Here is a 13119-nt window from a genome sequence, read left to right as displayed (position 1 = left end):
GCTTTTCCGTACCTCCCGACTTTTCATGTGTGAAATCACCACCAGTCAAATGTGCACTTTGTTAGAACAAATGACTTTGGTCCTGTAGGATGGAGTCATGAACAGCCGCACACTGACGGCCTGAACGCAACGAGGAGTTCACAGTGAAAACGATTCAGCATTGGGTAAATGGCGAGCTTTACACAGGCGAGCCCGAAGGCACCATCGAGGTAGAGAACCCCGCTACCGGCGAGATCGAGGGGGAGCTTCTCGAAGCTTCCGCTGCAGACCTTGACCACGTGGTCGCCGTAGCCACCGAAGCGCAGAAGTCCTGGGGCAAGGTGTCTCTCGCCAAGCGGACCGCCATCCTGTTCAAGATGCGGGAGCTGGTCCTCGCCAATCAGGACGAGATCGCGAAGGCGATCGTCGCCGAGCACGGCAAGGACTATTCGGACGCTCTGGGCGAGATCCAGCGCGGCCGTGAGACGCTCGACTTCGCCTGCGGCATCAACGCCGCCCTCAAGGGCGAGTACTCCTTCGATGTGTCGACTGGCGTCGACGTCCACTCCATCCGCCAGCCAGTCGGCGTCGTTGCCGGCATCTGCCCCTTCAACTTCCCCGTCATGGTGCCGATGTGGATGCATCCCATCGCGATCGCGACGGGGAACACCTTCATCCTCAAGCCGGCAAGCCCGACGCCCACCGCATCGCTCATCATCGCGCGTCTCTACAAGGAGGCAGGCCTGCCCGACGGCGTGTTCAACGTGCTCTCCGGCAACCGTCATTCCGTGACCAGGATGCTGGAGCATCCCGGCATCAACGCCATCTCCTTCGTGGGCTCGACCCCGGTCGCCCATATCGTCCAAGACACCGGCGCCACCCACGGCAAGCGCGTCCAGGCTCTTGGCGGGGCGAACAACCATGCCATCGTGCTGCCCGATGCGGATCTCGAGTTCGCTGCCAAGCACATCTCCGCAGCTGCCTTCGGCGCCGCAGGTGAACGCTGCATGGCGCTGCCGGTCGTCGTGGCAGTCGGCGGAATCGGCGACAAGCTGGCGGCACTCGTCAAGCAGAATGCCGAGAAGATCAAGGTCGGCAACGGCATGGACGAGGGCGTTCAGATGGGCCCCGTCATCTCTGCGAAGGCGAAGGATCGCATCGTCGGCCTCGTCGACGATGCTGAGGCTCAAGGCGCAACGGTTCTCCTCGATGGTCGCGGCCTCGTCGTCGACGGCCACGAGAAGGGCCACTTCATCGGCCCCACCATCGTCACCCATGCCTCCACGGATTCCGATCTGTACAAGGAAGAGGTCTTCGGACCCGTCCTCACCGTCGTCGATGCCGACTCGTACGAGGAGGCGATCGCGATCGTCAACTCCTCCGAGTTCGGCAACGGCGCCGCGATCTTCACCAACGATGGTGGCATGGCGCGGAAGTTCAAGATGGAGGTGGAGGCAGGCATGGTCGGTATCAACGTCCCGATCCCCACGCCCGTCGCCTACTACTCGTTCGGAGGATGGAAGGAATCGCTTCTCGGCGATCACCACATCCACGGCCCCGAAGGCGTGAACTTCTACACCCGCGCCAAGGCCATCACCACGCGCTGGCCCTCCGAATCGGGCGCTTACGAAGCGACCATGTCTTTCGCCCGCGAAGAGTAGAGCCACAAGACTGAACAGTGAGCGGCAGGAAGCCTAGGCATCCTGCCGCTCACTCATGTCCGATCGCCGCTTCAGAGGAGCAGGTAGACGGCGGACACGACGGTCAGCCCGATGATGATGAGATTGAACAGCTTCTGATTGATGTGCCCGACGATGAGGCGTCCGATGATGGTGCCGACGAGGACGAGCGGGATCAAGGTGAATGCGAGCGAGAGCACATCAGGGGTCATGAGTCCGATACTGGCGGAGAAGGGCACCTTGAAGACGTTGACGATGAAGAAGAACCAGGCCTGAGTGCCGAGAAACCTCTTCATCTCGTAACCGGAGGCGATGAAGTACAGGTTCATGACGGGCCCGCCGGAGTTGGCCGCCATGGTTGTGAAGCCGCCGAGCGAGCCGTACAGGCTCCGAGTCGAGCGACGTGCGAAGAAGCCGTGGAGGGCCTCGCCCGTATTGTTCCGCATGAGGAACAGGGTGATGGCAGTGAGGAGCAGGAGAATGATGCCGATTGAACGCCGCATCACCTCGTCGTTGACGACGAAGAGGAACCATGCGCCGATCGCCACACCGACCATGACGGAAGGGACGAGCTTTCGCAGGATCGTCCAGTCCGCGCTCTTGGCGTAGATGGTCACGGCGACCAGATCCCCTGTCATGAGGAGTATGAGAAGCGCGGCAGTCGACTCCCGGGCGGGCAGGACGGCCGCGAAGAGTGCCACGGAGACGGTGACGATACCGGGGAGCGCAGTCTTGCCGATGCCGACGAAGAGGGCTGCGGACACGACGGCTGCCCACGCGAGTGGCGCGAGATCGGGGAGTACCAGGATTCCATCTCCTTGTTGAAAGAACCTATATTTGTAAGCACAAAGGCCTAGTTTTGTTTGAACAAAGTTACATAGACTGGGGTTGAGGGTGCGGCAGTGCGCTTACCCCGTATTCCAATGGAGGAAACATGTCGATCCAAATCCCACTGACAATGAAAGCATCGGTCCTTCGCGATGTCGAAAAAGGGCTCCAGGTTGAGGAGATTCGCACACCCCGGCCGCGCGCTGGCGAGGTCCTCGTCAAGGTACGCGCCTGCGGCATGTGCCACTCCGACCTGCATGTCATCCACGGCAAGATCGCCTTTCCGCTGCCTGCAGTTCTCGGCCATGAGGTGAGCGGCGAGATCGTCGAGATCGGGCCTGGCAACGAACACTCGACGCTCAAGGTCGGCGACATGGTGGCGGGGGCCTTCCTCATGCCGTGCGGCAAGTGCCCCGCCTGTGCCGAAGGGCGAGACGATCTCTGCGGCCCCTTCTTCGATCTCAACCGTCTCAAGGGACAGCTCTACGACGGTCAAACCAGACTCTTCGGTCTCGACGGCGAAGAGATTGCCCAGTATTCCATGGGAGCTCTCGCCGAGTACTGCGTCATCCCGACGACCTCAGTTGCGCCGCTTCCCGACAGTGTCGACCCGATTGCAGGCGCCATCATCGGATGTGCGGTGCTCACGGCATATGGCGCAGTTCGTCGCGGCGCTGACGTGCACCACGGCGAGAGCGTCGCAGTCGTCGCGACCGGCGGCGTCGGATCGAACATCATTCAAATCTCCAGAGCATTCGGTGCGAAGCACGTGATCGCCATCGATGTGACGGACGAGAAGCTCGAGGCCGCCCGTCATCTCGGCGCCACGCATACGATCAACTCCGCAGTGGAGGACGTGCGCGAAGCGGTCTTCGCCATCACCGGGGGCCGCGGCGTGGACGTTGCCTTTGAGGCTCTCGGACGGCCGGAGACATGGGATTCTGCACTTGCCGCCTTGAAAGACGGCGGACGCATGATCCCGATCGGCCTTGGTGCCGGCGTGCAATCGGCCTCTGTCGAGATCAATCGGACCGTGCGCCGGTCTCAGTCGATCATCGGCTCCTATGGTGCCCGTACCCGCCACGATCTGCCGGCAGTGGTCGAACTCGCCGCCGCCAACATCGTCAACTATAAGGAGATCGTCTCGGCGCACTACTCACTCGACAACGTGGGTGAAGGCTACGACCTGCTGGCCCAGGGCAAGATCCGCGGGCGCGCGGTGGTCGACATGACCCTCTGAGCGGACCGACTCTGGGTATGGGCGGGCACAGAAAAGGGGCGAGATCATCTCGCCCCTTGCGTGTGCGGTGTGATGCGACGAGGACGCAGCGCGGGAGCCGCGTCCTGGTCTCGGCTCAGTTTTCGGAGCTGATGGCGGAGTAGGCGACCGCCGTCACGCTGGCGGCGGTGATGAGGCCCGCTGCGATTGTGATCGCGGGAGCGGAAAGCGCAACACCCGTGAGCGCGCCGATGACCATGAGGATCAGGAAGCCGATGAGGGCGTGGAAGCGTGCGTCAGTCTGCGTCACGGTCGAGTCCTGGGGGGTGAATCCCTGGGCGTAGGCCTGTGCTTCGATGATGCTCGACATTGAATTGTCCTTTCAAGGATGCAGAGCGCTGGATGCTCTGCACATCCGTGTGCTCGATCCCGGGGGACCCGTTCCGTTTGGTACACCTCAAGCATACGCCGATGCAACAAACATGCAAGGAAATGTGCGCTATGTTGCATGAGCATGGTCGGCTTTAACGTGATTCTACTCGGTCGCTTGAGATCGACTCATCCTGCAGCTCGTCGCAGTCAACGTCCCCCATGCAATGATCTGAAATATGTTGCAGAAGTTTGCAGTCTCTCGACTATCGACTGACCGAAGACACCAGACCTCTGACCTCACGTTCACGGCCGTCGCGATCTCTGACATATGTGTGCATGTCTGACGATGAATTAAGTCATTGTTAGCACATATGTGTGAATGGTTGGGGAGCGCCAGGCAGGGTAGCTTGGCCTTTCACGGAAGACAGCATGATGTCGATGACGACGCGGCGGGCGATAGTGCTCGTACGACGCGCCCGTTGCGCTGATGATGGCGGAACGTAGTCGTGAGCGCGTGCGATAACGGAAGGAACGCAGGGACCATAATACCTCATGTCGATGACGGTCAGGAATACCAATATCCCACAGGGGCGACGCTCAAGTCGTTGGTGGAGGACACCCCTCCGTCGGGGAAGCGGCGCTCGATCGGATGGGTCGCCAGCATCGCCTGCCTCGGCTCGTTCCTTTTCGGCTACGACACGGGCGTGATCTCTGGGGCCCTGCCCTACATGTACATGCCCTGGGGCGCGGGAGGAATGCATCTGACATCGCTCGAGGAGGGCCTGATCGGCGGCATCCTCCTCATCGGCGCCGCCTGTGGAGCGCTGTTCGGAGGGCGCCTGTCCGACAGGTTCGGCCGCCGCCACAACATCATGCTCCTCGCCATGCTGTTCTTCACGGGTGCGCTCATGGTCTCGCTCGCACCGAGCCTGTGGTTCATGTATCTCTCGCGCTTCGTCCTCGGGTTGGCCGTAGGCGGAGCATCGGCAACCGTCCCCGTCTACCTCGCAGAGACCGCGCCCAAGCGCATCCGCGGCACGATCGTCGCCATCGACCAGCTCATGATCGTCGTCGGCCAGCTCACCGCGTTCTCCTTCAATGCCGTCATCAACAGTGTGGCTGGCGGTCCCAAGATCGATATCATCAACGACCCGTCAGGACCCCTCGAACCCGGTGTCCAGCTCTGGTCGAATGTCACGGCACTGCAGAACAGCTTTGCGACCAGCGATGCCTTCCGGGCGTTTGTCGATCAGCTCGTCATCAAGGGCGGCAACGGCAGCGCCTGGCGGTACATGCTCGTCCTGTGCTCAATACCCGCCGTTGCGCTGTGGCTCGGCATGCGCCTCATGCCCGAATCTCCGCGCTGGTATACCCAGAATCGCCGATACATCGATGCCATCGGCGCGCTGAAGCGCGTCAGAGACGACCGGGATGACCCGATCGAGGAGGAGATGGCCGAGGGTATCCAGCTTCAGATCGAACAGAAGAGGACAAGGCAGGGAACCTTCTCCGACATATGGGGAACGCCCTGGCTGCGCAAGCTCTTCTTCGTCGGACTGCTGCTCGCGGCCTCCAACCAGCTCACGGGCGTCAACACGGTCATGTATGACGCGCCGAAAGTGCTGGAGTATGCCGGCATGACGACCCAGGCGGCCATCACGGCCCAGGTCGCCAACGGCGTCATGTCCGTCATCGGCGCAACGCTCGGGCTCTACCTCATCTTCAAGTTCAAGCGCCGCTCCATCCTTCTCTTCTGCATCGCCGGCGTCTCGATCTGCATGTTCTCGATCGCGGCCCTCTTCGGCGTCTTCATCCAGCCGCACCTCGACGATGGCACCCAGCCGGCCGCTGCCGCAGCCTTCGCCGTCCTTGCCGTCATGGGCATCTTCATGCTGATCGTGCAATCCTCGAACGGCACTGTCGTGTGGACGATGCTCGGGGAGATCTTCCCCTCCTATGTCCGCGGCATCGCCAACGGCACCTGCATCTTCTTCCTCTGGATGGTCAACGCCCTTGTGACAGTCACCTTCCCGGTGATGATGGACGGGCTGGGCGGCATGATGACGTACGGGATCTACGGCCTCATGAATATCGTCATGTTCGCTGCGCTTTGGCGGTGGATGCCGGAGACGGCAGGCCTGTCCATGGAAGAGATCGAACTGGAGATGGAGAGGCGATACTCCTAACCGGGACGCCGACACCGGAACCCTAGACGCGAGTGAGGCGGGCCAGCGGCCCGCCTCACTCATCGTCATCTACCTACTTGGAATCTTTGTTGAAGAGATCCTTCGCCTTGTCGGTGGCGTCCTTGGCGAAGTCCTTGATGGACTCGCCTGCCTTCTTGGCCTTCGCGCCGACCTGATCGCCCTTGCCTTCAGCCTCGAGGCGTTCGTTATCGGTGAGCTTGCCAGCGCCCTCCTTGGCCTTTCCGCCAAGATCCTGGAACTCGTTCTTCGCCTTATCGTCAATACCCATAAGGTCTCCTCTCGGTTGTCGTGTGAGACCAGTGTGCGTTGGATCTCGTTTACTCGCATCTTTTTACGCCGTCAGGGGAGGCCTCTCCCTGGATTCTCCCAGGTAGGGGGAGTGGGAAGGGTCCACCGGGAGGCCGTGTGGAGGCATGTGCCCGCGACGATCGGTGCTCGAGCACCGACACGATCGGACCGCCCGACACTGTTCCACGGGTCGATGCGCGATGGTTGCGCATCGGGCGATACGATAGGGGGAGGTTTCCACGAGAAAGGCCAATATGTCTGAGGCACCTGGGCTCGACCCACGCGACGAGGCAGGAGTGGCAGAAGCCGTCGAAGCGGCTCGCTCCGCCTTCGCCGCATCAACCACCTTCGATGAACTGAAGGCGGCGCGACTCGCGCACAGCGGCGATCATGCCCCCATCACCCTCGCCAACCAGCTGATCAAAGGCCTCGATAAGGCCGATAAGCCGGTGGCGGGCAAGGTCATGGGCAAGGCGCGCAAAGACCTGCAGGCCGCGTTGGCGCAGGCAACGGCCCGCCTCGAGGCTGACGCTGCCCGGCGCATGCTCGAGGAGGAGACCGTCGACGTGACGGTCCCGACGCGGCGCACCCCGCTCGGTGCAAGGCACCCGCTGTCGGTCCTGCTCGAGGATGTATCAGACTTCTTCACCTCCATGGGCTGGGATATCGCAGAGGGCCCCGAGGTCGAGCACGAGTGGTTCAACTTCGATGCGCTGAACTTCGGCCCTGACCATCCTGCCCGCCAGATGCAGGACACGTTCTATGTCGACGGCGTCGAGCGTGGCGGAGCAGTCGAGCCTCAGCCGGGCCTCGTCCTCCGCACCCACACATCCCCCGTCCAGGCGCATGAGATGCTGAGCAGGGGAGTGCCGCTCTATGTCGCGGTTCCGGGCAAGACCTTCCGCACGGACGCACTCGATGCAACGCACACTCCCGTGTTCCATCAGATCGAGGGCCTTGCGGTCGACAAGGGTCTGACGATGGCGCACCTCAAGGGTGTGCTCGATCATCTCGCCAAGGCACTCTTCGGGCCCGAGGCGCGTGCCCGCCTGCGGCCCTCATTCTTCCCATTCACCGAGCCGAGCGCGGAGCTCGACATCTGGTTCCCCCAGAAGAAGGGCGGAGCAGGCTGGATCGAGTGGGGCGGTTGCGGCATGGTCAACCCCAATGTGCTCCTCTCCGCAGGCATCGATCCCAACGAATACTCAGGGTTCGCGTTCGGCATGGGAGTGGAGCGCGCCCTCATGCTCCGGCACGGCATCGCCGACATGCGAGACATTGTTGAAGGGGACGTCCGATTCTCGGCACAGTTCTCGACTAACGGAAGGAGCATCTGACATGCCACTCATCCCCATCGACTGGCTCTCCGCCCACGTTGAGACACCGGACGGCCTGACCGCCGATCAGCTCGCGGCCGACCTCGTCAAGGTCGGTCTCGAAGAGGAGGAAATCCATCGCGGCGATATCACGGGCCCCCTCGTCGTGGGCCGCGTGCTGACCGTCTCGAAGGAAGAGCAGAAGAACGGCAAGACGATCAACTACTGCCGGGTCGACGTCGGCCAGCACAACGACGCACCGGGGCAGGGCAAGGAACCCTCAGACCTGCCGTCCCGCGGCATCATCTGCGGCGCCCACAACTTCGCGGAGGGCGACTATGTCGTCGTCTCCCTGCCCGGCGCGGTCCTTCCCGGCGGGTTTGCGATCGCATCGCGGAAGACGTACGGACACATCTCGGACGGCATGATCTGCTCGAGCCTCGAGCTTGGACTCGGCAGCGACCATGATGGCATCATCGTCCTGGCACGCGGCGCAGACGCGGACGCGATCGCCGAGCTCCCGGCCGTAGGCGAGGACATCATGCCCTACCTGGGCTTGGGCAGGGAGACGCTCGAAATCAACGTCACCCCCGATCGCGGCTACTGCTTCTCCATGAGAGGCGTTGCCCGCGAATACTCCCATTCGACAGGAGCATCCTTCACGGACCCGGGCCTGCCGGAGAACCTCCCGGCAGGTCTGCCGGAGCCGAGCGGAGAGACCACGGTTGTGATCGACGACCGGGCGCCGATCAATGACCGCGTCGGCTGCGACAGGTTCGTGACGCGGATCGTCCGCAACATCGATCCGACGGCCGCCAGCCCCAAGTGGATGCGGGACAGGCTCACAGAGGCCGGCATGCGGCCCATCTCGCTCGCGGTCGACGTGACGAACTATGTCATGCTCGATCTGGGTCAGCCGCTCCATGCCTATGACCTGGACAAGATGAGTCTCCCGATCGTCGTCCGTCGTGCGCAGGAGGGCGAGAAGCTCACCACCCTCGATGATGTCGAGAGAACCCTCGATCCGGAAGACCTCCTCATCACCGACAGCGACGGGGAGCGGATTCTCGGCCTGGCGGGAGTCATGGGCGGAGAATCGACAGAGATCAGCGAGACGACGGAGAACGTCCTCATCGAGGCCGCACACTTCGACCAGACGAGCGTTGCCCGCACATCCCGGCGCCACAAGCTCCCCTCGGAAGCCTCGAAGCGATTCGAACGCGGGGTCGATACACAGCTTGCCCCCGTCGCGGCACAGCGCGTCGTCGACCTTCTCGTCGAATACGGCGGCGGAACAGCATCCGGCATGGTCACCGATGTCGACAACACGGTTCCGTTCCCGACAATCGCTTTCGACCCGGCAGAGGTCACCCGTCTGACGGGCCTCACACCATCGACGGAGGACGTCATCGACATCCTCGGGCAGATCGGCTGCGACGTGTCCGGCTCGTTCCCCCTCGAAGTTGCACCGCCGTCGTGGCGCCCCGACCTTGTCGGTCCCGCACACCTCGTCGAAGAGATCGCGCGCCTCATCGGCTACGACGAGATCGAGACACTCCTCCCGCCCGCTCCCGCCGGGCGCGGATTGACCGATGCTCAGCGACGCCGCAGGGATATGATGCGGACGCTTGTGGAGATGGGGTGGACGGAAGTCCTGTCCTATCCGTTCGTCAGCTCCGGTGCGCACGACGCGCAGGGGATCCCCGAGGATGATGATCGCAGGACCGCCCTTCGACTGAAGAACCCGCTCCAGGACGATGTGCCGCTGATGCGGACGTCGATCCTCGATTCTCTTCTGCAGACAGCCGCCCTCAACGTGGCGCGACAGAACCAGGGGACTGCGGTTGTCGAGGCAGGGCTTGTCACCATTCCGGATGGCATCGTCCCCGCACTCTCCCTGCCGGTCGCGACGAAGCCGACAGACGACCAGCTCGCGGCGCTCAATGCCGCGATCCCGCGCCAGCCGCATCACGTCGCCGGCGTCGCGGCACCGCGGGTGCTCGCTCCGCGTGCGGGCCTTGACGCAGTCGTATGGGATTGGCGCGATGCGATTGAGGCCGTCCGCTCCATCGCCCGCATCCTCGGCCTGCCCGTCACCGTCCACGCAACCGATCGTGCTCCCTTCCATCCGGGCCGATGTGCACGGATCGAAGCGAACGGCGTGACGATCGGTTTCGCGGGTGAACTCGCACCGACGGTGTGCACGGCCTTCGAGCTGCCGTCCCGGTCGATCGCGTTCGAGGTCGATACGGATGCGATGGGCACGGCTCGTGGTCATGACCCGATCAGCGTGGCACCCGTATCCACCCATCCGGCCGCCAAGGAGGACATTGCCCTCGTCGTCGCCGATGACGTCACCTCTGCCGAGGTCGAGGCAATCATCTGGGAGGCCGGAGGGGAGCTTCTCGAGGACGTGACTCTCTTCGATGTCTATACGGGATCGCAGCTGGAGCCTGGCACGAAGTCCTTGGCTTATGCTCTGCAGTTCCGTGGGGACCACACGTTGACAGCTGAGGAGACAGCAGCGATCAGGACTGCGATCGTGGATCGCGCCGGCGATGCTGTCGGGGCGGCTTTGCGGGCGTGAGGCCGTTCCTCTTCCTCATCTGCCGTCCACCGGGTCTCGTTGCGGATTCGGAGCTGGGCGAGGTCCACGAGCGCGGGAAGCTGGAGGAGGGCGAGCTTGTCAGCCGCCGCCTCGAGCTTCCCGGGCCCCTGCCCGATCTTGATGAGTATTCCGGAGTGCTGATCTCGGGTTCCCCCTACAATCTCATGACGGCGCCCGAGGCGAAGCCCGCAACCCAGGTCGCAGTGGAGGAGAAGCTGGCCGAGGTGTGCGATGAGGTTCTCGAGCGGGACATTCCCACCCTGGGACTGTGCTTCGGGCTGCAGATGTTGGCGCTGCGCTCAGGAGGGGCGTTGACGAGGGACCATGCCGAGCCGCTCTCCGCGCCCACGCTTCGCGTCACGGCCGAGGGGCGAGAGGATCCCCTTCTTGCAGGGGTGGGTGACACCTTCCAGACCTATGTGGGGCACGCCGAGGCTATCGGGCGGGTGCCGGAGTCGATGACCGTCCTCGTCACGTCCGATGAGGTGCCGGTGCAGATGGGTCGATGGGGACGGAACGTCTATGGCACGCAGTTCCATCCCGAGATCACGAAACAGGGCAGCGCGGTCCGTGTCGGCTTCTACGGGGGAACCTATTTCGACCCGCAGGAGCGCGATCGTGTGATGAAGGAATGCCAGGACGCCTACACTGAACACACTATTCTTTCCACTTTCATCGAGACGTATCGGAGCTGAGCATGGATTTCGCGCAGTCTGCCCAATCCACCGTGGGAATCGAGTGGGAGCTTCAGCTCATCGACAAGGATTCCAACGACCTGCGGCAGGCCGCGGGCTTCGTCATGGACCAGCTCAAGGGTGAACCGTTCATCCACGCTGAGATGCTCCTCAACACGGTCGAGATCACGTCCGGTGTGCACCAGTCGATCTCCGGCTGCATCGGGGATCTCATCCAGGGATCCCAGGTCCTCCGCGAGGTGACGGAGCCGCTCCGCATCGACATCGCCACCGCGGGCTCGCACCCGTTCGCCAATCCCGCCTACCAGCGGGTGACAGACTCGGATCGCTATGCTGAGCTCGTCAATCGGACGCAGTACTGGGGGCGGCAGATGCTCCTGTTCGGCACCCATGTGCACGTGGGGATCGACAAGCGGGACAAGGTCCTGCCGATCCTCAAGGCCATGCTGACCCGGGCCTTCCACATCCAGGCGCTCTCGTCCTCCTCCCCGTACTGGGCTGGCAAGCACACCCAGTACGCATCGAACAGGGCCATGGTGTTCCAGCAGCTCCCAACGGCTGGGACGCCCCGCCAGTTCGGCGAGTGGGCGGAGTTGGAGCAGTACACGGCTGATTTGACGAAGACGGGCGTCATCGAGGATTTCAACGAGGTTCGCTGGGATATTCGCCCGTCACCGGGATGGGGCACGATCGAGACGCGCGTGTGCGACGCGAATACGAATCTCCATGAGCTTCAGGCTATCGCCGCCCTCATCCATTGCCTTGTCGACTATTTCTCGACGGAGCTCGACGAGGGCAGGGAGATCCCCTCGATCCCGGACTGGTATGTGGGGGAGAACAAATGGCGTGCATCCCGGTACGGTCTCGACGCGATCCTCATCACGGACAGGCACGGCAACGAAGAGCATATCGCCGACACGGTGAAAGACCTGTTGACGACGCTCGAGCCGACGGCCGAGAAGCTTCGCTGCGCCGAGGAGCTCGATGGTATCCGCGACATCCTCGAGATCGGTGCCGCCTATCAGCGCTTCACCGAGGTCGCCAACCGTAACGGCGGCTCGCTCGACGCCGTCGTGGAGCACATGAGGGCCGAGATGAAGGCAGATAAGCCGCTCCCGCCGGCGGCCACCGTTCCAGAGATCAAGGGGCCACGTTGAACATTCTCGTCACCGGTTCCTCCCGCGGCATCGGCCGCGCCATCGCCCACGCCCTGTCGGAGCCTGGCCGGGTGATCCACGTGCATGCACGGAGTATCGACTCTCTCGACGAGACTGCGGGACTGTGCCGCGAAAGCGGCGCGGACGTCGTCTGCCACGAAGCCGACCTGTCCGATGTTGCGGCAGTCGAAGCCTTCGCGGCCGAGCTTCCCGATCTCGACATGCTCGTCAACAATGCCGGGATCTCCGGTACAGAACGAGTTCCGTGGGACATCGCCACGGAGGAGTTCGCCAAGACCCTGACGACAAACGTCATCGCTCCTTTTATTCTCGCGTCCGCCGTGGCGCGCAGCAGGCTCGATCGCGGTACCTATATCGTCGACCTGTCCTCGGGCGCCGCTGTCACAGACTCTGCCCGCTCTGCCGACTATTGGGTGTCCAAGACTGCACTCATGAGGCTCGGCGGGTCCTTCCACGAGGCGGGAAGAGACCGCGGGCTGAAAGTGTTCGAGGTCGCTCCGGGCGTTGTCCAGACGGACATGACGGCGGGGATGATGATGCACGACGGGCGGACTCAATGGACCGACGTCTCGGAGGTTGCCACCATCATCGCCGCGATCTCCCACGGTGAGCTCGACGCGCTAGCCGGGACTCATATTCGTGCCGGCGTCGATGCTCTGGGGGAGTTGCGCGAGCGTGCACGTCACGGCGTCTCTCCCCAGGAGCGCAGGCTTCGCCTCACGCCGTGGTCCGAGGGACAGTCCTGAGAAC

Annotated in this window: 11 protein-coding genes; 8 read left to right on the top strand and 3 right to left on the bottom strand. The window is 63.0% G+C overall.

The genetic code is table 11. The annotated features are described in order from the left end of the window. Positions 1-143: 143 nt before the first annotated feature. Complete coding sequence (locus H2O75_RS06205; RefSeq protein WP_182169704.1) at positions 144-1640, top strand: CoA-acylating methylmalonate-semialdehyde dehydrogenase; 1497 nt, start codon at positions 144-146, stop codon at positions 1638-1640. 71 nt (positions 1641-1711) lie between these two features. Here the strand turns inward: H2O75_RS06205 and H2O75_RS06200 are convergent, their stop codons facing one another. Next, the gene (locus H2O75_RS06200; protein ID WP_204736256.1) at positions 1712-2422 is read right to left on the bottom strand and encodes a sulfite exporter TauE/SafE family protein; all 711 of its coding nucleotides are present in this window, start codon (positions 2420-2422) and stop codon (positions 1712-1714) included. Positions 2423-2592: 170 nt separating this feature from the next. Here H2O75_RS06200 and H2O75_RS06195 point away from each other — a divergent pair, with 170 nt between their 5' ends. Further along, a complete protein-coding gene (locus tag H2O75_RS06195) occupies positions 2593-3726 on the top strand; it encodes a zinc-binding dehydrogenase (protein ID WP_259365198.1) in 1134 nt (377 codons plus the stop codon). 115 nt (positions 3727-3841) lie between these two features. On the opposite strand, the gene H2O75_RS06190 is transcribed toward H2O75_RS06195, so the two are convergent. Next, positions 3842-4075, bottom strand: a complete 234-nt coding sequence (locus tag H2O75_RS06190; RefSeq protein ID WP_182169701.1) for a hypothetical protein — start codon at positions 4073-4075, stop codon at positions 3842-3844. A gap of 610 nt (positions 4076-4685) precedes the next feature. On the opposite strand from H2O75_RS06190, the gene H2O75_RS06185 reads away from it, so the two are divergent. After that, complete coding sequence (locus tag H2O75_RS06185; protein ID WP_259365197.1) at positions 4686-6263, top strand: MFS transporter; 1578 nt, start codon at positions 4686-4688, stop codon at positions 6261-6263. A 73-nt stretch (positions 6264-6336) separates the two neighbouring features. On the opposite strand, the gene H2O75_RS06180 is transcribed toward H2O75_RS06185, so the two are convergent. After that, the gene (locus H2O75_RS06180; RefSeq protein ID WP_182169698.1) at positions 6337-6552 is read right to left on the bottom strand and encodes a CsbD family protein; all 216 of its coding nucleotides are present in this window, start codon (positions 6550-6552) and stop codon (positions 6337-6339) included. Between the two features lie 274 nt (positions 6553-6826). Here H2O75_RS06180 and pheS point away from each other — a divergent pair, with 274 nt between their 5' ends. From pheS to H2O75_RS06155, 5 genes are read left to right on the top strand one after another with little or no spacing between them, the layout of a single operon-like run. Further along, positions 6827-7909 (top strand): phenylalanine--tRNA ligase subunit alpha, encoded by a 1083-nt coding sequence (pheS, locus tag H2O75_RS06175; protein ID WP_182169695.1) that lies wholly within the window; start codon positions 6827-6829, stop codon positions 7907-7909. Position 7910: 1 nt separating this feature from the next. Continuing rightward, positions 7911-10475, top strand: a complete 2565-nt coding sequence (gene pheT / locus H2O75_RS06170; RefSeq protein WP_182169692.1) for a phenylalanine--tRNA ligase subunit beta — start codon at positions 7911-7913, stop codon at positions 10473-10475. After that, positions 10472-11191: a glutamine amidotransferase-related protein gene (locus H2O75_RS06165; protein ID WP_182169689.1), complete on the top strand. Its 720-nt coding sequence runs from the start codon at positions 10472-10474 to the stop codon at positions 11189-11191. Before pheT ends, H2O75_RS06165 begins: the two co-directional genes overlap by 4 nt. 2 nt (positions 11192-11193) lie before the next feature. After that, the gene (locus tag H2O75_RS06160) at positions 11194-12348 is read left to right on the top strand and encodes a glutamate--cysteine ligase (protein ID WP_240161643.1); all 1155 of its coding nucleotides are present in this window, start codon (positions 11194-11196) and stop codon (positions 12346-12348) included. Next, positions 12345-13115, top strand: coding sequence for an SDR family NAD(P)-dependent oxidoreductase (locus H2O75_RS06155; protein ID WP_182169686.1), 771 nt, complete (start codon positions 12345-12347; stop codon positions 13113-13115). Before H2O75_RS06160 ends, H2O75_RS06155 begins: the two co-directional genes overlap by 4 nt. Positions 13116-13119: the final 4 nt, after the last annotated feature.

Origin of the sequence: Flaviflexus equikiangi (assembly GCF_014069875.1) — a bacterium.
Classification (GTDB): domain Bacteria; phylum Actinomycetota; class Actinomycetes; order Actinomycetales; family Actinomycetaceae; genus Flaviflexus; species Flaviflexus equikiangi.
Note: the sequence above shows the minus strand (reverse complement) of the source record. Positions and strands in the feature narration are given on the sequence as shown.